The sequence below is a fragment of the Bradyrhizobium sp. Bra64 genome, assembly GCF_024519875.1.
Classification (GTDB): domain Bacteria; phylum Pseudomonadota; class Alphaproteobacteria; order Rhizobiales; family Xanthobacteraceae; genus Bradyrhizobium; species Bradyrhizobium japonicum_G.
Map to the genome: position 1 here is coordinate 1,442,216 of NZ_JALJRD010000001.1, position 21,032 is coordinate 1,463,247.

Genomic DNA, 21,032 nt, shown 5'->3' on the forward strand with positions numbered 1-21,032 from the left:
TCAAACTCTGGAGCGCGGACCTTGTCTAAATCTGAACGGACTTACCGCAACTACATCGCCGGCCGCTGGGTCGATGCCGCCGATGGACGCCGCCTCGAGATCCTGGATCCGTCCGACGGTTCGCATCTTGCCGATATTGCCCGTGGCAGCCGCGAAGACATCGATCGCGCGGTCCTGGCGGCCCGAGCGGCGCTGGCCGGCGACTGGGGACGCATGTCGGCGACTGACCGTGGCCGTGTCCTGCACCGGATCGGCGAGGGTGTTCTGAAACACGTCGATCTGCTGGCGGATCTCGAAGCACGTGACGTCGGCAAGCCGCTCAAGCAGGCGCGAGCCGATGTCGAGGCACTGGCGCGCTACTTCGAATTCTATGGTGCCGCCGCCGACAAGGTTCACGGCGACACCATCCCTTATCGTTCCGGCTTCACGGCCATCACACTGTATGAGCCTCACGGCGTAACCGCCCATATCATTCCCTGGAACTATCCGATGCAGATCATCGGACGCAGCCTTGGTGCAGCCCTTGCCATGGGCAACGCCGCCGTCGTGAAGCCGGCGGAAGAAGCCTGCCTTACGGTGATCGAGTTCGCCCGCATTGCGGAAGAGGCGGGATTGCCGCACGGCGCGTTCAACCTTGTCACCGGGACCGGCGAGGAGGCTGGCGCGGCCTTGTCCGGCCATCCCGGCATCAATCACATTTCGTTCACGGGTTCGGTGGCGACCGGCGCGCTGGTGCAGGCAGCCGCGGCGCGGAATGCGGTGCCGGTGACGCTGGAGCTTGGCGGCAAGTCGCCGCAACTGGTGTTTGCCGATGCCGATCTCGATCGGGCTTTGCCGTTCCTGGTGATGGCGGGCATTCAGAACGCCGGCCAGACCTGCTCTGCATCGTCGCGGATCCTGGTCGAGCAGTCGGTCTACGAAGAGGTCGTAGCACGCATGGCCGATGCGTACCGAAAGCTGAAGGTGGGACCGGCGCTGTCCGACCTGGATGTCGGCCCCGTGGTCTCCCGCCGGCAGAAGGACATCGTCGACGGTTATATCGGTCTTGCCGAGCGTGACGGCGCGCGTATCGCAGCGCAAGGCACGATCGCGCCAGATGCACCTGCCGGTGGCGCCTATGTCAAGCCGACGCTGATCCGCGACGTTTCGCCCAGCCACCGCCTCGTGCAGGAAGAGATCTTCGGGCCGGTCCAGGTGATCATGCCCTTCGACAGCGAGCAACATGCGCTCGAACTGGCGAACGGTACGCCCTTTGGCCTTGTCTGTGGAATCTGGACCCGGGACGGCGCGCGACAATTCCGCCTCGCGCGCGGGATTCATTCAGGCCAGGTCTTCATCAACAACTACGGCGCCGGCGGCGGCATCGAGCTGCCGTTCGGCGGCGTCAAGCGCTCAGGCCATGGCCGCGAGAAGGGCTTTGAAGCGCTCTACGGCTTTGCAACGACCAAGACGATTTCGATCTATCACGGCTGACGGCTGCGAAGTGCTGGCGGCGATCAAGCCGCCCGGCACTAACCGTGATTGCGCGTCAGGCGCGCCCGCGCAACCTTGCGCAGAGAATGTCAGTGATTTCCTCGGAACCGGCCGTTCCGCCGAGATCCCGGCTCAAAGCCATTTCGTCGGCGAGAGCAAAGTTGACGGCCGCTTCGATCCGATCCGCCGCTTCGACCAACCGTGCATCGGCATGACGCCGGCCCAGCCAGTTCAGCATCAGGGCGGAGGCCAGCACCGTTCCGTAGGGATTGGCGATTCCCTTGCCGGCGATATCCGGAGCCGAGCCATGGGAAGCCTGAAAGAAGCCGTTGCCGTCGCCGAGTTCGGCGGACGGTGACATGCCCATGCCACCGATCGTCGCGGCTCCAAGATCGGAGATGATGTCGCCGAACATGTTCTCCGTGACGATGACGTCGTAATGCGATGGACGATTGATCAGGTGGACGGTCATGGCGTCGATCAGCACGTGTTCAGCCTCGACATCAGGATATTGTGCCGCGATCTCATCGAACACACTTCGGAAGAACGCGTAGCTGCGCAGCACATTGGCCTTGTCGCAACAGGTGACCCGACGGCGTCCGTCGCGCGGAGCGCCGCCACGCGTGCGGGCGAGTTCGAATGCGAAGCGCACGATCCGTTCGATGCCCTTGCGGGTCTGCACCAGGGGATCGACGGCGACCTCGCCGCGAAGCAGCGTTCCTGCGCCACGTGCGGCATAGAGGCCTTCGCTGTTCTCACGAACGATGACGTAGTCGATGGCGCCGGCATCGCGCAGCGGCGATCGCACGCCTGGTAGCAGCTTGATCGGCCGGACATTGGCGTAGAGATCGAGTTTCCCGCGCAGCGTCAGGGTAAAATCGAGGCCTGCCTCGGTGCCGTCGGGGTGGACGACGCCTGGCATGCCCGCAGCGCCGTGTAGGATCGCGTCGGCGGCGCGACATGCCTCGAACGTCTCGCCCGGGAAGGATTCGCCGGCTTCGAGGAAATGCTGCGCGCCGGCGGGGTGCTCGCTGAAGTGAAGCGGCGAGGTGTCGCCGAACGCGGCCTCCAGCGCCCGGACCGTTGCCTTGCCCACCTCAGGTCCAATGCCGTCGCCGTGGACGACGCAGATTTCGTACGTGGTTTTCATGACGTGGTCTCGCCTCAGATGCAGCGGCCGCCGTCGACTTCCATCGCGACGCCCGTGATCATGCTTGCCTCGTCCGAGCACAGGAAGGCGGCAGCGTTGCCCATGTCCTCCGGCGTGGAAAAGCGGCCGAGTGGAATCGTCGACAGGAATTTGGCGCGGATCTCGGGCGTGTCCTGGCCCATGAAGGTCTTCAGCAGCGGCGTTTCCCCGGCGACGGGGTTGATCGCGTTGACGCGGATGCCGAACGGCGCAAGCTCAACAGCCATCGCGCGCGTCGCCGTGATGACCCAGCCTTTCGAGGCATTGTACCAGGTCAGGTTCGGTCGCGGACTGACGCCGCCGGTCGAGGCTACGTTGAGCACTACGCCAGATTTTTGCTGCTTGAAATGCGGCACGATGATCTTTGCGCCGTAGTAGATCGACTTCATGTTGACGCTGGCGATCCGGTCGAACATGTCGTCCGTCACCATTTCGAGCGGTTGGGGGGTGTGACCGACGCCGGCATTGTTGACGAGGACATCGAGTCCTCCGAAATCCCGCTGGGCTTTCTGCACGACTGAAGCGAAGCCGGACTCGGTGGAGATATCCGCCTCCGCCGCAATGGCTTTGCCGTCGAACAAGCCAGCCACGCGCTCTGCCGCGGCTCGATCGCGATCGGCCACGACAACGCGGGCACCTTCGGCTACGAATTTGCGAACGATGCCTTCGCCGAAGCCGGAGCCGCCGCCTGTCACGATTGCGATCTTGTCTTTCAATCTCACGGCGGTCCTCATGGTTGGAAGTGTTCGAGATTGGCTGGCCGCCGGCACCGCTTGAATGGCAATGCGATCGCCGGTGAAGACGCGGGAGCTGCCTCGCTTTGCAGACGAATGGGAGGAGAGGGGACCGTCTGGGTCAGGACGAGTCGTTGAGAATGCCGGCGTTTGCCGCCTGCGCGGCGTTGTGCCGGCCACCCCATACGTCGCGCGACCTTTCCAGGTGTCGTCGGATGGTTGCTTCGGCCCCGCAGCGATCCTGCTTCGAGATGTAGTCGAGCAGCTTGAAATGCTCATTCGCGGATTGCTTGAGAAAGTCTCGCGGCGACTCGCCGCTTGCAAAGCCCTGCAGCCGCACGCGGTCCCTGAGCGTCTCGACCAGTTTGGCGAGATAGTGATTGCCGAGCGTGGCGATCAGCTGAACGTGGAATCTGAGATCGGTATCAAGGAAGGCAATCAGATCGCCGGAATCCGCCGTCTGACGCGTGGCCTCCGCCAGTTGATGAAGTTCGTCGAGTTGTCCACCCGACAAGCCGCTCTGGGCGATATCGCCGAGGCTCGGCACCTCCAGCAGCAGCCGGACAGCAAAGATATCGTTGAGTTCGTTGAGCGACAGCGACACCACGCGAAAGCCGCGATTGCGCTCCGCTTCGAGCAGGCCTTCGCGCTCGAGATCGAGCAAGGCTTCCCGTACCGGTGTCGCCGACACGCCGAGTTCGGCCGCCAACCGCGGCACCGAGTAGAGTTGATCCGGTTGCATCTGCCCGGTGATGACAAGCCCGCGGATCACCTGACGCGCCTGCTCGCGCAGGCTTGGCGCCGAAATCAGCCCTGCCGAGCCCTTTTGCATCGTTTCCATGCATTCTCATTAGCACACTGGCTTAAAAATCTACAATATAAAGCGTGATGTGTGATATATTATAGCTTGACGATCAAAGTGTGATGCGTGATATTTTACTCCAGAAGAAAAACCAGGGAGATAACAAATGGCGGTAGATCGCATCCTCATGATCGTGTCCGACACTGTGCGGACGGACATGCTCGGCTACAACGGTGGTGGGGTTAGAACTCCCAATCTCGACAAGCTTGCCGCCAAATCGATGGTGTTCGATCGCTACTATGCATCGAGCTTTCCGACCGTCCCCGCGCGCTACGATTATCTGACCGGTAAGCCAGCCTTCGCCGGTGTCGGCTGGGGCGCGCTGCCGCGCGCGGATCGCTCGATCGCAACCACATTGACCGAAGCGGGCTACACGACGCTCGGCGTGGTGGACACACCATTCTATCAGGTCAACGGCTACTCATATGACCGCGGATTCAATTTCTTCTACGACATGAAGTCCCAGCTGTTGGGAACGCCGCACTATTCGTCCTACAGCGCGCCCAACAAAACCAAGCGCCAGGGCGAAGGCAAGCTGCCGCAATGGCCGATCACCGGCAAGGTAAAGCCCGATCCGCGTACGGGCGAGATGGACTGTCCGGCGCCGCTCACCATGGTGCAGGCTGCCAAATCTCTGGAGCAAATCTACGAGGACAAGTTCTTCGCGCTGGTCGACACCTGGGATCCGCACGAGCCGTGGGATCCGCCGGCCTATTACGTCAGGCACTATCTTCCCGATTATGCCGGCGAGCGCGTGCACCCGCCCTATGGCGAATGCAAGAAGCACGGCATGACCGATCGCGACATCGCGGTGGCGCGCGCGCTCTATAGCGGCGAGCTCGAGCTCGTCGATCGCTGGATCGGGCATCTGCTCAATCAGCTCGCCTATCTCGGCATCGAGGACTCCACCGCCATCATCTTCGTCTCCGACCACGGTTTCCTGCTGGGAGAGCATGGGCTGATGGGCAAGATGGTCCGCAGGGCGCCCGGCGAGGCGACGTGGATGCGCTCGCCGCTTTACGAGGAGATCGCGAAGGTGCCGCTGTTGATTCATGTGCCGGGCGCAAAGGCCGGTCGAACCAGCAAGCTTGCCTGCGCGCTCGATCTCGCGCCCACGATTTGCGACATGGCCGGCCTGCCGCGCCAGGCGGAGATGCAGGGGATCTCGCTGCTGCCCGCAGTCCATGGCCAGCCGTTCGAAGGACGCGACCACGTGCTGACCGCGCTGCCGCTTGCCAATCCCGGCGATACGGTTGAAGTCGTCGACGATCTGATGCGGACGGTGGTCGAGTGGCAGCCCGTCACCATCACGACGGAGCAATGGTCGCTGCTCTACGCGACTCCGAACGATCCGGTCGAGCTCTATGATTTGCGCTCCGACCCGAAGCAAGCGACCAACGTGGCGGCAAAACATCCCGACGTCATCCGCTCTCTGCTGAAGTTGTATGCGGAAGACCTGCGACGCGCCGGCGTCACCAGGAAATACAGCGATCCGCGCCTCGCCGCGTTGCTCGAACCCGCATCCTAGTTCGCATGAAGACGACGCATCAAAACAGGGATCCGGAGCGTCGGCTCTGATTCAATCAGAACCGACCATGCTCCAGGTCGTTACGGCGGCAAAACTCGATCGACTGGTGGAGAGAGACATGAGGGGCGACTTCACGCGAAGGCAATTCCTCGGCTCCACCGCGACGGGGCTGGTTGCTCTCGGATACGGCGTAGGGGCGCCGTCGATGGCGGCGGAGGGCGAGGGGCCCACGCCGAAGCGAGGCGGCGTGCTGACGATCGGTCAGGACGAGAATCCGATCGGGCTCGACCCGCACAAGACGGCGGCGTTTTCGACCACGAACATCGCCGAGCATATCTTTACCTGCCTGCTCAGGTGGGATGCGACTGTGAGCCGTGTCGAACCGGACCTCGCGGTTGCGTGGGAGAATCCGGATCCCCAGACATTCGTCTTCCATCTGCGCGACGGCGTTAAATTCCACAATGGCGATGTGCTCACCAGCGACGACGTCAAGTTCACGTTCCAGCGCATGGTCGATCCCGCGACCCGCTCGCCGTGGGCCTCGATCTTCTCGGTGATCCGCGAAATCGAGACGCCGGATCCGCGGACCGTGGTGTTTCGTCTCGCCCATCCGTTCTCCCCATTCCTCAACTATCTCGCCACGGTCAGATATACCGCGATTGTCAGCCGCGAGGATGTGAAGCGCCGCGGTGACCTCGTCACGGGCGGCGTCGGCACGGGGCCATTCATGCTGGAGGATTTCCGGCCGAACTCGCTGGTGCGGCTGAAGCGCAACGCGGACTATTACGAGCCCGGATTGCCTTATCTCGACGGCCTCGACTTCCGCATCATTCCCGACGAAGGCAGTCGCATGGCGGCGTTGCGGGCGGGCAGCGTTCAGCTGACCTGGCTGAGCCGCCCCGATTCGGCTGCGCAGATGCGCGATGTCACAGATATCGTGGCGCCCGAGCCTGAAGCCTATTCGCGGCTGATGCTGCTCGAATTCGATCAGCGCAAGCCACCCTTCAACGACGTTCGCGTTCGCCGCGCCTTCAGTCTCGCGCTGAACCGTGAGCTGATCGTCAAGGTGGTTTGGCGCGGCCGGGCTGGCCTCACGGCCGCGCTGCCGCCGATGCAAGCGCCTTTCGCGGTCCCGAGCGGCGAGGTGCCCGGCTTGCCCTATGCCAGGGAAGACGTGGCCGCGGCCAAGGCGCTGATGGCAGAGGCCGGCTATGCCGGCGGCTTCGAGACGATTTTTGCCGTCTCGCCGGCCAACTATGGCGACGTTCAGATTGCCCAGATCATTCAGCAGATGGTTGGCCGTGTCGGCATCAGGATCAAGATCCTGCAGAAGGAATGGAGTAATCTCGTCACCGATTTCCAATCGACGGAATCTCCGATCTCGATGGCCGGCCTGGTTTGGGGACCCGATCCCGACACCAACATCTCGATCCGGCTGGACTCTCATTCCACGGTCAACCCGGGCAAGACGGCCGATCCCGTGCTGGACGATCTGCTCGCCAAGGCTCGCCAGAGCTACGACCAGGCCGAGCGTGTCAGCCACTATCGCGCGGTCCAGCAGCGCGTCGCCGAGATGGCTTACGTCATCACGCCCTGTGCCGCCGCGCTGCGATGGGAGATGTGGTCGACGAAGCTGCAGGGCTACCGCGCCTTGCCGTCGACGCTGCGTGTCTATCTTCGGCAGTCCTGGTTGCAATAGGCGCAAGCGCAGGACTTGAATGGAGGTGTCGATGCTCAGATATGCCGCGGGCCGCATCGTTCTCACCGTGCCGGTGCTATTCGGCGTGTCGCTGATGAGCTTCGCCATCATCCATTTGATCCCCGGCGATATCGTCAGCGTGCTGGCGGGCCCCACGGTGGCGCTCGACTCGGAAGCGGCCCAGAACATCCGCCACGCGCTGCATCTCGATCAGCCGCTGCCGGTCCAATACGGCATCTGGCTGACCGGCACGCTGCGCGGCGATTTCGGCAACTCGTTGGTGATGGGGCTGCCGGTCGGCCCGCAGATCGCCTCGCACCTTCCGGTGACGCTGGTCCTGACCGCCCTGTCTCTGATTCTAGCGATCATGATCGGATTGCCAGGAGGCGTCGTCGCGGCGACGACCCGCGGCCGCTGGCCCGATCTCGCCATTCGCGGCGTTGCTCTGCTCGGCCTGTCGACGCCGCCATTCTTCGTCGGCGTGGCCGCGGTGTTGCTGCTTTCGATCTATCTGCCATCGTTCAAGACGCTGGGCGCCGTCGACCTCCATCACGATCCGCTCGGCGGACTTCAGACCTTGCTGCTGCCGGCTTTCGTGCTGTCGCTGGCGTCCGCCACGACGATCATGCGCTACACGCGCGTCGCCATGCTGGAGGTGCTGGCGGAGCCTTACATGGCGACGGCGCGCGCCAAGGGTGCCGGTCGTCTCCGCGTGCTGATTCGGCATGGTCTTCGCAATGCCCTGTTGCCGGTGGTGACCGCGGTCGGTGTCACCGCGGCTCACCTCATCGCGGGCGCGGTCGTGGTCGAACAGGTGTTCGGCCTGCCCGGTATCGGACAGTTGATGCTCAACGCGATCTATCAGCGCGACTATACTCAGGTTCAGGCCACGGTGCTGGTGATCACCACGCTCGTGGTCCTGATCAATATCATGGTCGACCTCAGCTATTATTTACTCGATCCGAGGATTCAGCAGCATGGCTGATGCGCATCCGACCGTGATCGACGTGCCGGACCAACCCGGTGTGCAGCTGAACCGGCCGACGATCGCCGACGAATCCGATCTGGCTTCCTGGCGTTTCCGGCTTCGCCTGAATCTGCCGCTCCTGATCGGTGCCGCGATCGTCCTGCTGTCGATCGGGCTCGCGCTCACCGCACCCTGGCTGACGTCGCACGATCCCCTGGAGATCGCCGACGCATCGCTCTCGCCGCCGTCAAGTCAATATCTGCTGGGTACGGATCAACTCGGACGGGACGTCCTGACGCGGATCCTTTACGCAGCGCGCATCTCGCTCGCGGCGGCCTGCCTGAGCGCTGCGCTGGCGTTCGTATCAGGCACCATGATCGGCCTCCTTGCCGGATACTCCAGCGGGCCGCTGGATGCCTGCCTGATGCGCGTGCTCGACATCCTGCAGGCCTTTCCCGCTCTTTTGCTGGCCATTGCGCTGGTGGCCGCACTCGGGCCGAACCTGCCCAATCTCGTGTTCACCATGGGCCTGTTGTTCATGCCACGCTTCGCCCGTGTTGCGCGCGCCTCGACGCTGTCGGTGCGGGAGCGGGACTACATCACCGCTTCCATCGGGCTCGGCGTATCGCGCGCGCGAACCCTGTGGCGGCACGTTCTGCCGAACATCGCGGCGCCCCTGATCGTCGAGGCGTCACTGACGGTGACGATCGCGATCCTGACCGAGGCCTCGCTGTCGTTTCTCGGGCTCGGCGTGCAGCCGCCCGATCCGACCTGGGGCGGCATGATCGCCGAATCCACCTCGGTGATGGCGCTCGCGCCATGGCTCGCCCTTAGTCCGGGGCTTGCCATCGTGTTCGTCGTCGTCGGCTTCACGCTCATGGGCGATGGCTTGCGCGATGCTCTGGATCCAAGAGGTTGATCGATGCTCGAAAAATTGAAGACTGATGCAATGCGCGATCGGCCCTCCGATCTTCACTGGATGCCGGCTTGGCAGATCCGCGAAGCCATCGTCACACGGCGCCTGTCGGCGACCGAGGTCGCCTGTCATTTCATCGAAAGGATCGAGAAGCTCGATCGACGTCTCCACTCCTTCTTCACGGTGTCGGGGGAAGTGGCGCTGGCCCAGGCCAGGGCGATCGATCGGCGGATCGATCGCGGCGAGCCCGTCGGTGCGCTGGCGGGTGTGCCGGTGTCGATCAAGGATCAGTTCTTGACCAAGAGCATCCGTACCACCAGCGGATCTCGGATCTATGCCGACCATGTGCCGGAGGAGGATTCGCTACACGTCGCGCGCGTGAAGGCGGCCGATGGCGTGATCATCGGAAAGACTGCCACGCCTGAATTTGGGACGTTCTGGCGCACAACCGGCCGCGTCGCGCCGGAATGCGTCAATCCCTGGGATCCCCGACGCACGTCTGGGGGCTCAAGCGGAGGGGCGGCGGCAAGTGTCGCTGCCGGCTTCGGCCCGCTGGCGCTAGGGAGCGATTCGGGTGGATCCATTCGGTTGCCCTCGGCGATGTGCGGGGTGCTCGGCGTGTTGCCGAGCAACGGCAGGGTACCACAGCACGGCTCGCTCGGATCCACCATGTTCCTTTGTAGCGCAGGCCCGATCAGCCGCGACGTGCGCGATGCGGCCACGTTGCTGCAGCTACTGGCGCAGCCGTCCGTCGACGATTCCCTGTGCCGGCTGGATGAGCCGCCCGACTATCTTTCCGGGCTCGATGACGGCATCGCGGGACTGCGGCTCGGATGGTGGGAGGATCAGAGCATTTCGGGTCAGGTCGATGCCGCCGTGATCACCGCGATCAAGAAAGCTGCGTTTGGCCTCGGCTCGCTCGGTGCCAACATTGTCGATGATGCCGTGACGTTCGACACGCAGGGGGTGGACGAAGCCTGGCGGGTGCTCGACTTCGTCGATCGTTACGCCTCGCTCGGCGAGTCGCTCTATGCCGACCCGCTGGCACGGCGCAAGCTGACCCAGTATGCGCGCGAGCGATTTGCCTGGGCCAAGGGCGTGAGCGGCGCCGATTATTCGCGCGCGGTGCTCCGGCGCGCCGCCTTCATCCGCTCGTTCGAGGCCGGCTTCCGCAGCTGTGATCTCGTGCTCTCGCCGACGCTCGGCTTCACCGCGCCGGTGATTGAATCCGTCGGTCCCGCCCAGCGCATCCCGGCGCTGGTCGCCTATACACTGGCTGTCAATTTCGCCGGCTTCACGTCCGTGACAATTCCCTGCGGTTTCGTCGATGGAATGCCGATCGGCCTGCAGGTGATCGCGCCGCCAAATCAGGAGGCGCTGGTGCTGCGCGCGGCGCGTGCCTTCGAGCTCGCTTGGCCGTGGGCCGGACGAAGGGCCGCGGTTTAGCGGAGCATAATCATGTCGCTGCTGCGCGTTGAAAATCTCCGAACGTATTTCGACACGCGATCCGGCGTGATGAAGGCCGTCGACGGAATCAATCTCGAGGTTCGCGAGGGCAGCACGCTTGGCATCGTCGGTGAATCCGGCAGTGGCAAGAGCGTTACCGCGCTTTCGATCATGCGTTTGATCGAGCGGCCGGGTCGCGTCCTGCCTGGTAGTCATATCTATTTCGAAGGCAAGGACCTTGCAGCGATTTCGGAACGGGAGCTCGAGGACGTTCGCGGCAATCGGATGTCGATGGTGTTTCAGGAGCCGATGACTTCGCTGAACCCGGTCTATACGGTCGGCAACCAGATCATCGAAGCCATCAGGTTGCATCGTCGAGTGAGCGTGCGGGATGCTCGCGAGCGTGCGATCGAATTGCTGGAGCTCGTGGGAATTCCCTCGCCCGAGCGCCGCATCGACGCCTTTCCGCATGAGCTGTCCGGTGGCATGCGGCAGCGTGTCATGATCGCGATGGCGCTCGCTTGCGAGCCCAAGCTCCTGATCGCCGACGAACCGACGACTGCGCTCGACGTCACCATTCAGGCGCAGATTCTCGAATTGCTCAGGCAGTTGCGCGACAAGCTGGCTATGGCGGTGATCCTGATCACCCACGATCTCGGCGTCGTCGCAGAGATGTGCGATGATGTCGCGGTGATGTATGCAGGCGAGGTGGTGGAGCGAGGCTCCGTCGACGCCGTCTTCTGTGCTCCCCAGCACCCCTATACCGAGGCATTGCTGAGGTCGGTCCCACTGTTGGGAATGACACAGGCCGAGCCGCTCAACGTGATTCCCGGCATGGTTCCGAGCGCGCTCCACTGGCCGGTGGGCTGTCGGTTCGCGGCGCGTTGCGATTACGCGTCCGACCATTGCCATCGTGAAGCGCCGGAATTAGTCGCAACCCGCGCGGGATATGCAGCCTGTTGGTTGCGCGGCAATGCACCGAGCAGCGAATAGTGGGGAAGCGAGCTATGCATGAGCCGTTGTTGAATGCTCGTGGCGTCAAGAAGTATTTTCCGATTCGCAGTGGGCTATTGGGACGCAATGTGGTCCAAGCGCGGGCCGTTGACGGTGTAGATCTCAGCGTCAGCTCTGGAGAGACACTCGGTCTGGTCGGCGAATCCGGTAGCGGAAAATCCACGCTCGGACAGATTTTAGTCGGCCTGATGAAGCCGAGCGCTGGCGAATTGTCGTTCGATGGCACACCGATCGCCGATCTGAAGGGATCTGAATTGCGACGTTCGCGCCGCCAGATGCAGTTCATCTTTCAGGATCCGAGAGGATCGCTCGACCCCCGCATGAAGATCCACGACATCATTGGGGAGGGCCTCGATGCTGCCCAGAGCATGGAGCGTCCCATGCGTGACAGGCTCATTGCAGAAATGCTGGACAGGGTGGGGCTGCGGCGGGAAGCTGCGCAGCGCTATCCTCACGAGCTGTCAGGTGGCCAGCGTCAGCGTGTCGGGATTGCAAGGGCGCTCGTACTTCGACCGAGACTTGTGGTTGCCGACGAGCCCGTTTCCGCACTCGACGTCTCGATCCAATCACAGGTGCTGAACCTGATGGTGGAACTAAAGCGCGAGCTGCACCTGACTTACGTTTTCATCTCGCACAATCTCGCGGCGGTCAGCTATGTCAGCGATCGGATCGCGGTGATGTATCTTGGCAAGCTTGTTGAGCTCACATCTACCGAGCGGCTCTGCCGCGCGCCGCTTCATCCCTATACTCAGGCGCTGGTGTCGGCGGTGCCAGAGCCGATTCCGGGCCGCCAGCGACAGATCGTCGTATTGCGGGGGGACATTCCAAATCCGATCCAGCCTCCTTCCGGTTGCCGCTTTCGGACGCGCTGTCCACTGGCACAGCCGATTTGCGCGGAAAGAGAGCCGCAGCTGAAGGCGGTTGGAGTGGCAGATCATCTCGTTGCCTGCCATTTCGCATGACCGGCCCTATCACTGTGCTTGAGTACCGCCACCTAGGGGCGAAGCGCTTGCATCGCCACACGAACCCCAGGCTTCCGCCTATCTCCTTGATGTCGCCGTACGACGAGTGGTGAAATTCGTAAATCGTTCGTGCTGAAACCCAGCAAAGGGTGCACCGATTGGCAGCGTGTCTCGCGGCGAAAATCAACGAGAGAGCTGCGGGTGCTTCTGCTAGGGCTTCCGGCGGACTATGGCAATTGTAATCGCGGCACTCAACTCGGACCGTCTGAGTTGCGCGACCGCAAATATCGATAAATCGAGCACCACAGGATTTCTGCGCGGGAGCGCTTCCGTCCTTCCTTTCCTACCAGCAATTCGAGTAGATCGATGCCGGAGATGGCGCGATCCGCGTCGCGAGCCCACGATAAGAATGGTTCAGTAAACGTCCTGACCCGAGAGCGCTATCACGGTCCGGATCATGATGCGAATGTCCAACCAAATGCTCCAATTGGCGACGTACCAGACATCGTACTCAACGCGTTTCTTCATCAGGTCGATGGTAGGAGTCTCGCCGCGCAAGCCGTTCACCTGAGCCCAACCGGTGAGGCCGGGTTTGACGTGACGGCGACAGGCATAATTGCCAATCGTCTGGTCGTAATATTTGTCATGTGCGAGAGCATGCGGCCGTGGGCCAACCAACGACATTTCCCCGCGCAGCACGTTCCATAATTGAGGCAATTCGTCGATGCTGGTCTTCCGCAAAATGCGCCCAACTCTGGTAACCCGCGCATCCTCCTTACTTGCCTGCTTGATCTCGGAACCATTCTCCGAAACCGTCATGGTGCGGAACTTCCAGATGTCAAACAACTTGCCGTTGAAGCCGCGGCGCGTTTGACGAAATATGACGCTACCTGAGGACTCGAGCTTGACCAGGAGCGCCGTCACAACAAGCAAAGGCGCAAGGAACAACAACCCGAACGATGCAAGACCAATATCGACGCTGCGTTTCAGGGCTCGCTCGCTGACCGAAAGAGGCGCTCGCTGGATTTCGATCGCGACTGATCCGCCAATGGGTGCGAATGGCCGCGATACAAGGTCGGCGATTTCAAAATCCGGCAGCAGGCGGACGGGATTTGGCACCTGGCGCAGGCATTGGCTGAGGCGTTGAAACAACGGCAGGTCGTTCCAGTTGAAGGCAAGAAGAAATTCGTCGACGCCTGCTGCGCGCGAACTTCGAATGATGGTCGTCAGCTCGCGCTCCATTGCCGCGTCGTCAGCCTTTAGCACAGCGTCCAGAACGAAGTGACGTACCACCTGAAAGCCGTTCTTGCGCAAGTCCTTGAAGCGGCTTGAGGTAAAGTCGAGCGGCTCGCCGCTAATCAGTACGACGCTTCGTTTGACGGAATGTCTTCGCGCGAAAGAAGAGTTCAAGGCGAGGCGCCAGATCGCGCGATGCGCGCCCAGACCGACAAGGCCGGCCGCTGCAAACAGAACGATGGTGATGCGGGACAGCTCGGCAGTCGATCTAAGCAGGAAAGCAGAAAATGCGAGAATCGCGAGTGACAGAACCCACACGGATGAAGCCATACGCAATTGCCAGCTTGTATTGACTAGATTGTGGCGGTCGTAGCAGCCTCTGAAAAAGGCGATCGCGACGAACGCTGTCGCCACAAGCAACGCGACGCCGACCGAAAGTTCTCGCTCAGCCAGTGTTGCCATGAATTTGCGGTGAATTAGGTTGGCGGCGGCATAGCTGAGCAGAATGAGCAGGAAGTCGCCTGTCATAATGCCAAATTGAAACGGTGTTTGCAGTGAGACGCCGCGTCTCGTCGAGGACTTCGAACCATATGTGGCTAATGACATGAAAGGCCTCGTTCTAAAGACTGTACGCGGCAATGCACTGACGAAAGCAAGGGCATATTCAAAACCCTGCATCGAGAGACTGCAGACCCGATGATATCGATGTAGCTCCTCGCGACGTTTCGACGACGGAGATCGCGGGTATCAACTGCGTTTAGGGGGCCGACCGTGGCGCCAAGGTCCGCAGACAAGGCGAGGGTCCAGATGCAGTGCGCTGCATGCCGGCGGCTGTAGCAGGAAGCGGAGACTCGGCCAGGGGTGGAGGCGGGTCTGCGACAAACTGCGCGGTGCTGCCCGAAAAGAAGTATAGTGTGGACCAATCTGGGGAGAGCTCGACCCAGTTGCTGTTGCCGGCCCCTCGATTGTTGGCGCCGCTGTGCGGCGAGTCAGGAGAACGCCACCAGTCGGCCCCAACGTTGGCAACCACTCTCATCTCGGGGTCCGTCGTCTTCATGTCTATCTGGACGTAGACAGAATCGACAGCTCCGGCGGCGAAACCGCCGCGTCTCACGAGCCACATCAGGTCGTTGCGGCCGGGAGGGGGACCGTCAACAAGGGTGCCTCCATTCGTCTGAACTTCAATCTTCATCTGGACAGCAGGGCTCTTGGGAACCATTGCGTCAAAATGGGCTCCAACGATCTCGTTCTCTGTCTGATCCTGCACTAGGATCCATTCCTTCGTGCTGCGAAGGCGTACATATGTCTTTCCGTTGGCGACCAGGACCTTGCCGTCCTTGTTCGATGTGTTCGCCCCAAACTTTGGAAATACCGATGCCATTCCTGTGACGGCAGTGAATTCGGCGGGAGGTTCGCCGTTCTCGGGCTTGGAGGCGCCGTTGCACCAGGAGGATGTCTTGGGGGCACCGGCAGGATATGCCTGGCTATACCCAACGCTGTTCTGCTCGATGACGCGCGAAGCGAGACTCACAGAGGTGACGGCATCCGGTCTTCCACTCGCCGCATCGGCACTCTCCGTGGAGGCGGCCAGAATTCCAATGAGGCCGAGTGGCAGGAGCCAACCCGAGGCAGATCGCTCGAGGATGCAAATCATACGTGTAATAGCAGCGCGCGGCGAGCAGGATGGGATAAAATGGTAAGTGTCAGACATAGACCGACCCATAACCAGTTAAACGTCTTCTTATATCGTAGACACCGGGCGCTCGGCCAACTTGACAATCGTCAAGAATGGATCTGCGATTTGGGACCGTTCAACCGCGTGTTGCACGGTTAGCCTGTTTGACGTCGTAACCCTTCGTTCTCGGATGCAACGACGTCTGCGACGCTACGCTTATTCGCTCGACCGAGACCGTCGATATAGCGCCGAGCCGGCGTTTCAATCACAAAGTAGGAGAAATAGGAGACAGCGAATATGATCAACCAGGAGACTATGCAGAACGCGACCATCAGTCCGGGCGACGCGTGAAAGAGCTTGTCGGCGATCGCATTCATGACAATCAGAATTACCAGGGGATGCCACATGTAGATTGAATAGGTGAGCTGGCCGAGAGGGGCGAGGCGCTTCACCAAGGGTGGCGCAGTCCCCTGATCGGCCGCCATCGCGGTGATCGCGACGACATAGACGAGTCCCAGCGAGATGAGATGATGGGTATAGGTCATCATCGAGATCAGCAATAGCGCCATTGACAATAGCAAAGCTCGCCTCGGCGCAGGAATGATCTGAAGTTTGTGTCGAAAGCAAAAAAGGCAAATGCCAATCATGAAGGAAGGAAGCGCCCTGAAGGGCGGCCACACGTCGACCCACGAGCGGTCGATGGAATTCTGAGTGAGATCGATGGCGATCATGACGACAAGAACAAGGAAGGACGCCACCAGAAGCCCAAGCCTTGATCTGACTGCCGCCCAAGCGAAGAGCGGAAACATCAGATACATTGCCATCTCGGCGCCAATCGACCAGGATACACTGCTGAACGAAATTCCATTGCCGCAGGTCAACATCGCATTGAGGAGAAGGGCGGTTTCCGCGATGCATGTCGCTTCGAAAGACGGTTGGTGATTTCCCGCCTTGCCGAGCACGACGAATACAGACCAGACAATGATGGAAGCCGCCAGCGTCAACCAGTGCAGCGGCATGAGCCGGCCGACACGTCGCTGGAGAAATGATCCATAATCGGAGAGCGTCTCGACTTTTCCTTGATAGACATGCGCAATAACAAATCCGGAGATCACGAAAAAAAGGTCAACGAATAGGGCAAGGCCGCTCGGTAGCGTAGGCCGAATGGCCGCCGGAAAGAAGAACTCGAAAGAATGTCGAACTACGATGCCGATAGAGGCGACGAATCGAAGCAAATCCAGATGCAGCATCTCGCCGGACGCAACACGAAGAACTGGAATTGTCCACGCTTTGACCGTCATGTCGCCGCGTTCCGGCTTGTTCGTTGGCGACCCGGCGGGTTGTTACGGCTGACTTTGGCCAGTGTTCCCAGCGTCAGAGCAAAGGCCAGAAGGCAGTCGTTTGAGAAGGCTTGCGCGGTTGCGGTTGAATCGGCAGGGATGGGGCGTGAACCGGCCTCAATAAGCTGCTGCCGTCCGTCTGCCGACGGAGAGGATCTATCTCTGTCGTTGTCCGCAGAATTGCTCCACTGGCTGGAACGGGCCCCGAGAGCAGCCGATTTGCCTTGGATGAGAATCTCGCCGCTTCGGGTTGGTCTCGAGGGGGACGCGGGCAATATCTCCTTTACCAATCCGCGCAGCGGCGGAGCTGGGCTCGCGCGAAAGCCGTCAGCGCTCATGGAATAGAAACCGATCGTCTTCCACTGGGTCGAAAGTTCGATCCAGTTGCTGCCGCCGACGCCTGGATTGTTGCTGTGGTCTTCGAGATAGGGCGCTCGCGCGTCGCGCCACCAGTCGGCGCCGACCATGGCCACGAGATGCAGGTTCGGATCGGTAACCCTCATCTCCATCTGGACATAGACGGCATCCGCAGCGCCAGCCGGGTAGGTTCCGCGCGCCTTGTACCAAAAATGATTGTTGTAGCCGGCCGGAGGCGCGCCAAAAGCGATCGTCGTGCCGGCCACGGGGGTGGCTTTCATCGGGATGGCAACGTTGCCAACGAAGTCCGGGACGAAATGCCCTCCAGTCAGTTGCGTTTTCGACTGGTCTTGCACCAACGTCCATTCACCAGTGTGCTTGAAGCGAACGTAAGTCCTGGCGTTGGCGACCTCAACGGCCGCGTCCGGATTTGAATACGGCGGTGACCCCACCTTCGGATAGACTTGTCCCCAGCCTTCGACCGCAGTGAAATCCGCGGGCGGCGACCAAAGCCCGCCATCATTCCATCCCTGGTACCAATTGTAGCTCGGGGGCACGCCTGCAGGAAAGCCTTCGCTACTCCCAGGAGTGTTCTGTTTGATGAGATCGGACATTGAGAAGTCCATCAACGACACTTCCTTGCTCATGCGCCGGACGGGCTGTGTGCAAGCCATTTCGGCGACGTAAACCGGCCCGCGTAGCAAAAGAACAACGTCATCGATGTGAAATTGTCGATGAGGTTCTCGGATAGAAAGTAGATGAGGAGCACCGTGTACATGGTCTTCGCCGCCCGATCCTTCAGCGAAAAAACGATGGTGAAGACGAAGATGGCGAAGACCAGAAAATTCAGCAGCCCATACTCTGCCAATACGCGCAGGTAGTCATTGTGCGGCGGCAGCGGCAGGACAGTAAGGACACCGGTCTGACTTGCGCCATATCCGAACAATATTCCGCCGATTCCGAGCGACGAATATATCTGCCATATGTTCGTCCAGTGTGTGACGCGGAAGAACGCAGACATGTCCGTCGTTCCGGTCAAATCGATCAACTGCTTCGTCGACATTCGGGCGACGGTGCTCGGATCGAGGCTCCAGATCAGCGCGATTGCGTTCAACCCGGTTATCAGTCGATCCAGCGCGCCGACGGCGTAGGCCGCAACGCTGGCGCATGCCAACAAGATGAGCGCGACGAAGACCTGTGGTCGCAATGGGAAAAAAGACCAAAGGCCGATGGAGACGATGGTCGCCAGGGCTGGGCCAACACGGTTCATGATGGCAGCGTTTATGAACTGTGCGACCAGGACCTTGTTTCCGAACCAGGGGGACAAGGCAAAGAACAGGGCCGAGAAGTACAGCGCTGCCGTGTTTGTGTTCGGAAAGTAGGAGAACACGTCAGGATATTCGATGCCGGTATAGACGTGAGTGTGGCCGATCACCTTGAACAGCAGCGGCAATGCCGCAAGCACATAGATGCAACGCTTTTCGGCCGGCTGGATCCGTTGGGCCATGCCGCGGCCCGCTACGTAGAATGAGTAGATTGAGACAAGCTTCAACCCATCGGACAGCTCGAAAGCGCCAAAGTTCACCAGGTAGCTCGCGCCCGTGAAGATGCAAGCGAGAGTCAACAGGGCATTGTAAAAGTAGCTTCTCTCGTCCGCGATCAGCACATGGCGCGCAGACCACAGGATCAGAAGCAGGCTTGTCGAATTGCTCAGGACGTTGAATACCGTCGAGCCGGTGAAATGATAGAGAAAGGTCAGGCAGTTCAGGAACACGAGGCCAAAGCAGGTCACCACGAAGAAGCGGCCCTGCATGGTCGTCGAACCGGAGGCGAGGTGCGGTGTACCCTCTCTTCCCAGAGCTAGATCGTTCACAACTGGGTACTCCGCGCTTCTGACCTTTCGGTTCCGCGTCGTCCCTCCGAACGGGAGCGCGCTATCCGGGACCGACCTGTCGGATCAACATGTCGGGAATCGCCAAGTCCGAGTTGACGATCGTCAATTCCCGCCCGTCCGCTTCGGTGGAGCTTAAGCTGTCAGAAGAATTGGAGTCGACAGTGGAACGTGGCACGAGCAGTGTATTAGCCAGCGCGTTCGGTCTGTTATGGCGTCGGCAATGGGTCATATATCTGTGCCTGTTGCTGACGTCCGGCGCGGCCTTTCTTTACTACGCTGCGGTTGGAGAGCGCTACGAAGCGTACGTCTTGCTTCGCGCCGGGCAGGGAATCAAGGAACGATCTTCCAGTAACGCGGCGACTACGCCGTTCGGGGAGGGCGTTGACCTACAAAGCCGAATGGAATCACTGTCGCGCATCGCCAAGATCGATCTGGTCATCCTGGAGGCGGCGAAGAACGTCGGTTACGAGAGACTATCGTCCGACTCAAACCCGACGCTCCTGGCCAGATTTATGGCATGGGGAAGGGAGATTGATCTTCGAGACGTGTTTGCCAAGGAACCTGCAGAACCGAAGGCGCAGGCGAAGCCGGTTGACGAGACGGAAGAGGACATAGAGCGTAACCAAGCGGGCATTCTAAGCTTGCGAGACCGCGTCAACGCGAAACAGGAGGGGCGCTCCGATCTATTGAGGATAACGTTCCGTCACAAGGATCCGGTGATCGCCGCGAGCTATCTGAACGAACTCGCGAACGCGTTGGTCACCGTGCAAAGCCTCGACGTGCAAATGCCAGGTGCACAGGAGTTCTTCCAGCAACAAACGAAGCGGCTGGAGGAGGAGGCCGAGATAGCAGCTGCAGAACTGAAGCGCTTCTCCGTCGAGGCCTCGATCTATGCCGTCGACGACCAGCGGCAGCTGCTTCTCAAACGTGCCAGTGATCTGTCTGCGCTGATCGCCACGACGCGAGGAGCGATCGAGGACAAGAAGGGGCAGAAACAGTCGGTCGCCGAACAATTGGCCGTATTGCGGCCAGTTGCGCAGAACAAGGCCATCAGTCGGATGGTAGCCACGCTCGGAGGGCAGGATGGCCGTAGGGGTCTTGACCCGGTCGCGAAGCCGCCGGAGCAGTTTGAGGAGCAGCCGCCGTTGCTTCTGATCAAGGTCTACCAGGACAACATGGCAACGCTGATGAAGCTGAATGCCGAACTGAATGGGCAGACGGAGCTCCTGAATCAGCTCGGTACTGAGCTCGAGAAGGTAAACAAAGAGCTGGCGTCGCTTTCCGCAAAGGAAGCAGAATACGGCAGATTGAAACGAGTTCTCACGACCGCGTCATCGGCCGCCGCACAGTATGCAACTCGTATTGTCGAAGAGCAGATAAGCTCCGAAGTGGCCAAGAAGAGCCAGCTCTCCAGTCTTAGAGTGGTGCAGAAGGCGATAACGCCAACGGCGCCGGTGTTTCCGCAAGTCTCGCAGCTTGTCGCATTGGCAGTCGCTGGCGGAATTCTGCTTGGCTTAGGCGGTATCTTCGGTCCCGAGCTTGCCAAGAGCACCAGGTATCCGGCGTCAAACCCGGCTACCGCCGTTGAGGATCACGATCCGATAAAGAACTTGTTGATGGCCGTTCCAAGAGGGGACGGGATGAGGGGGCTTCATCCCGTCGGATGGGCTGACTACGAGGAAAACGGCGCCGGGATTGGCGCGCGATCACCCAGAGTGCCTCCACTGAAGGGGTGAATAC

16 protein-coding genes are annotated in these 21,032 nt (G+C 60.8%); 9 read left to right on the forward strand and 7 right to left on the reverse strand.

Features of this window, described 5'->3' with window-relative positions; all coding sequences use genetic code 11:
- The first annotated feature begins 21 nt into the window (after positions 1 to 21).
- Positions 22 to 1,473 (forward strand): aldehyde dehydrogenase family protein, encoded by a 1,452-nt coding sequence (locus NR187_RS06925; protein ID WP_256806110.1) that lies wholly within the window; start codon positions 22 to 24, stop codon positions 1,471 to 1,473.
- Between the two features lie 55 nt (positions 1,474 to 1,528).
- Here NR187_RS06925 and NR187_RS06930 read toward each other — a convergent pair whose 3' ends face one another.
- The 3 genes from NR187_RS06930 to NR187_RS06940 form a co-directional block, all read right to left on the reverse strand.
- Entirely contained in the window at positions 1,529 to 2,623 is a 1,095-nt protein-coding gene (locus NR187_RS06930; protein WP_211384665.1) for an isocitrate/isopropylmalate dehydrogenase family protein, read from the reverse strand.
- Between the two features lie 14 nt (positions 2,624 to 2,637).
- The gene (locus NR187_RS06935) at positions 2,638 to 3,384 is read right to left on the reverse strand and encodes a glucose 1-dehydrogenase (protein ID WP_256806111.1); all 747 of its coding nucleotides are present in this window, start codon (positions 3,382 to 3,384) and stop codon (positions 2,638 to 2,640) included.
- A gap of 133 nt (positions 3,385 to 3,517) precedes the next feature.
- Positions 3,518 to 4,228, reverse strand: a complete 711-nt coding sequence (locus NR187_RS06940; RefSeq protein ID WP_211384667.1) for a GntR family transcriptional regulator — start codon at positions 4,226 to 4,228, stop codon at positions 3,518 to 3,520.
- 136 nt (positions 4,229 to 4,364) lie between these two features.
- Here NR187_RS06940 and NR187_RS06945 point away from each other — a divergent pair, with 136 nt between their 5' ends.
- The 7 genes from NR187_RS06945 (at position 4,365) to NR187_RS06975 (ending at position 12,790) form a co-directional block, all read left to right on the forward strand.
- Complete coding sequence (locus tag NR187_RS06945) at positions 4,365 to 5,786, forward strand: sulfatase (RefSeq protein ID WP_211384668.1); 1,422 nt, start codon at positions 4,365 to 4,367, stop codon at positions 5,784 to 5,786.
- Positions 5,787 to 5,904: 118 nt separating this feature from the next.
- On the forward strand, positions 5,905 to 7,485 hold the full coding sequence (locus NR187_RS06950; RefSeq protein WP_256806113.1) for an ABC transporter substrate-binding protein: 1,581 nt from the start codon (positions 5,905 to 5,907) through the stop codon (positions 7,483 to 7,485).
- A gap of 31 nt (positions 7,486 to 7,516) precedes the next feature.
- On the forward strand, positions 7,517 to 8,470 hold the full coding sequence (locus tag NR187_RS06955; RefSeq protein ID WP_211384670.1) for an ABC transporter permease: 954 nt from the start codon (positions 7,517 to 7,519) through the stop codon (positions 8,468 to 8,470).
- Positions 8,463 to 9,371: an ABC transporter permease gene (locus NR187_RS06960; RefSeq protein WP_256806114.1), complete on the forward strand. Its 909-nt coding sequence runs from the start codon at positions 8,463 to 8,465 to the stop codon at positions 9,369 to 9,371. The genes NR187_RS06955 and NR187_RS06960 overlap by 8 nt, the downstream gene beginning before the upstream one ends.
- 30 nt (positions 9,372 to 9,401) lie before the next feature.
- The gene (locus NR187_RS06965) at positions 9,402 to 10,814 is read left to right on the forward strand and encodes an amidase (RefSeq protein WP_256806115.1); all 1,413 of its coding nucleotides are present in this window, start codon (positions 9,402 to 9,404) and stop codon (positions 10,812 to 10,814) included.
- Between the two features lie 12 nt (positions 10,815 to 10,826).
- Positions 10,827 to 11,807 (forward strand): ABC transporter ATP-binding protein, encoded by a 981-nt coding sequence (locus NR187_RS06970; protein WP_256806116.1) that lies wholly within the window; start codon positions 10,827 to 10,829, stop codon positions 11,805 to 11,807.
- 14 nt (positions 11,808 to 11,821) lie between these two features.
- Positions 11,822 to 12,790, forward strand: coding sequence for an ABC transporter ATP-binding protein (locus NR187_RS06975; protein WP_211384674.1), 969 nt, complete (start codon positions 11,822 to 11,824; stop codon positions 12,788 to 12,790).
- A 414-nt stretch (positions 12,791 to 13,204) separates the two neighbouring features.
- Here NR187_RS06975 and NR187_RS06980 read toward each other — a convergent pair whose 3' ends face one another.
- The 4 genes from NR187_RS06980 to NR187_RS06995 all read right to left on the reverse strand — a co-directional run bounded on the left by NR187_RS06980 (position 13,205) and on the right by NR187_RS06995 (position 19,271).
- The gene (locus tag NR187_RS06980; RefSeq protein ID WP_211384675.1) at positions 13,205 to 14,632 is read right to left on the reverse strand and encodes an undecaprenyl-phosphate glucose phosphotransferase; all 1,428 of its coding nucleotides are present in this window, start codon (positions 14,630 to 14,632) and stop codon (positions 13,205 to 13,207) included.
- A 1,224-nt stretch (positions 14,633 to 15,856) separates the two neighbouring features.
- Complete coding sequence (locus NR187_RS06985; protein ID WP_256806117.1) at positions 15,857 to 17,002, reverse strand: acyltransferase; 1,146 nt, start codon at positions 17,000 to 17,002, stop codon at positions 15,857 to 15,859.
- The gene (locus tag NR187_RS06990; RefSeq protein ID WP_211384677.1) at positions 16,999 to 18,012 is read right to left on the reverse strand and encodes a hypothetical protein; all 1,014 of its coding nucleotides are present in this window, start codon (positions 18,010 to 18,012) and stop codon (positions 16,999 to 17,001) included. Before NR187_RS06990 ends, NR187_RS06985 begins: the two co-directional genes overlap by 4 nt.
- A 29-nt stretch (positions 18,013 to 18,041) precedes the next feature.
- A complete protein-coding gene (locus tag NR187_RS06995) occupies positions 18,042 to 19,271 on the reverse strand; it encodes an O-antigen ligase family protein (protein ID WP_211384678.1) in 1,230 nt (409 codons plus the stop codon).
- An 89-nt stretch (positions 19,272 to 19,360) separates the two neighbouring features.
- On the opposite strand from NR187_RS06995, the gene NR187_RS07000 reads away from it, so the two are divergent.
- On the forward strand, positions 19,361 to 21,028 hold the full coding sequence (locus NR187_RS07000) for a hypothetical protein (RefSeq protein ID WP_211384679.1): 1,668 nt from the start codon (positions 19,361 to 19,363) through the stop codon (positions 21,026 to 21,028).
- The last annotated feature ends 4 nt before the right edge of the window (positions 21,029 to 21,032 follow it).

Excerpts from the sequence above, each read along its gene's own strand:
- NR187_RS07000 (WP_211384679.1), top strand. The coding sequence starts at position 19,361 with ATGTCGGGAATCGCCAAGTCCGAGTTGACGATCGTCAATTCCCGCCCG.
- NR187_RS06990 (WP_211384677.1), bottom strand. The coding sequence starts at position 18,012 with ATGTCCGATCTCATCAAACAGAACACTCCTGGGAGTAGCGAAGGCTTT.
- NR187_RS06955 (WP_211384670.1), top strand. The coding sequence starts at position 7,517 with ATGCTCAGATATGCCGCGGGCCGCATCGTTCTCACCGTGCCGGTGCTA.
- NR187_RS06940 (WP_211384667.1), bottom strand. The coding sequence starts at position 4,228 with ATGCAAAAGGGCTCGGCAGGGCTGATTTCGGCGCCAAGCCTGCGCGAG.
- NR187_RS06965 (WP_256806115.1), top strand. The coding sequence starts at position 9,402 with ATGCGCGATCGGCCCTCCGATCTTCACTGGATGCCGGCTTGGCAGATC.
- NR187_RS06945 (WP_211384668.1), top strand. The coding sequence starts at position 4,365 with ATGGCGGTAGATCGCATCCTCATGATCGTGTCCGACACTGTGCGGACG.
- NR187_RS06960 (WP_256806114.1), top strand. The coding sequence starts at position 8,463 with ATGGCTGATGCGCATCCGACCGTGATCGACGTGCCGGACCAACCCGGT.
- NR187_RS06980 (WP_211384675.1), bottom strand. The coding sequence starts at position 14,632 with ATGTCATTAGCCACATATGGTTCGAAGTCCTCGACGAGACGCGGCGTC.
- NR187_RS06930 (WP_211384665.1), bottom strand. The coding sequence starts at position 2,623 with ATGAAAACCACGTACGAAATCTGCGTCGTCCACGGCGACGGCATTGGA.
- NR187_RS06950 (WP_256806113.1), top strand. The coding sequence starts at position 5,905 with ATGAGGGGCGACTTCACGCGAAGGCAATTCCTCGGCTCCACCGCGACG.
- NR187_RS06970 (WP_256806116.1), top strand. The coding sequence starts at position 10,827 with ATGTCGCTGCTGCGCGTTGAAAATCTCCGAACGTATTTCGACACGCGA.
- NR187_RS06985 (WP_256806117.1), bottom strand. The coding sequence starts at position 17,002 with ATGACGGTCAAAGCGTGGACAATTCCAGTTCTTCGTGTTGCGTCCGGC.
- NR187_RS06975 (WP_211384674.1), top strand. The coding sequence starts at position 11,822 with ATGCATGAGCCGTTGTTGAATGCTCGTGGCGTCAAGAAGTATTTTCCG.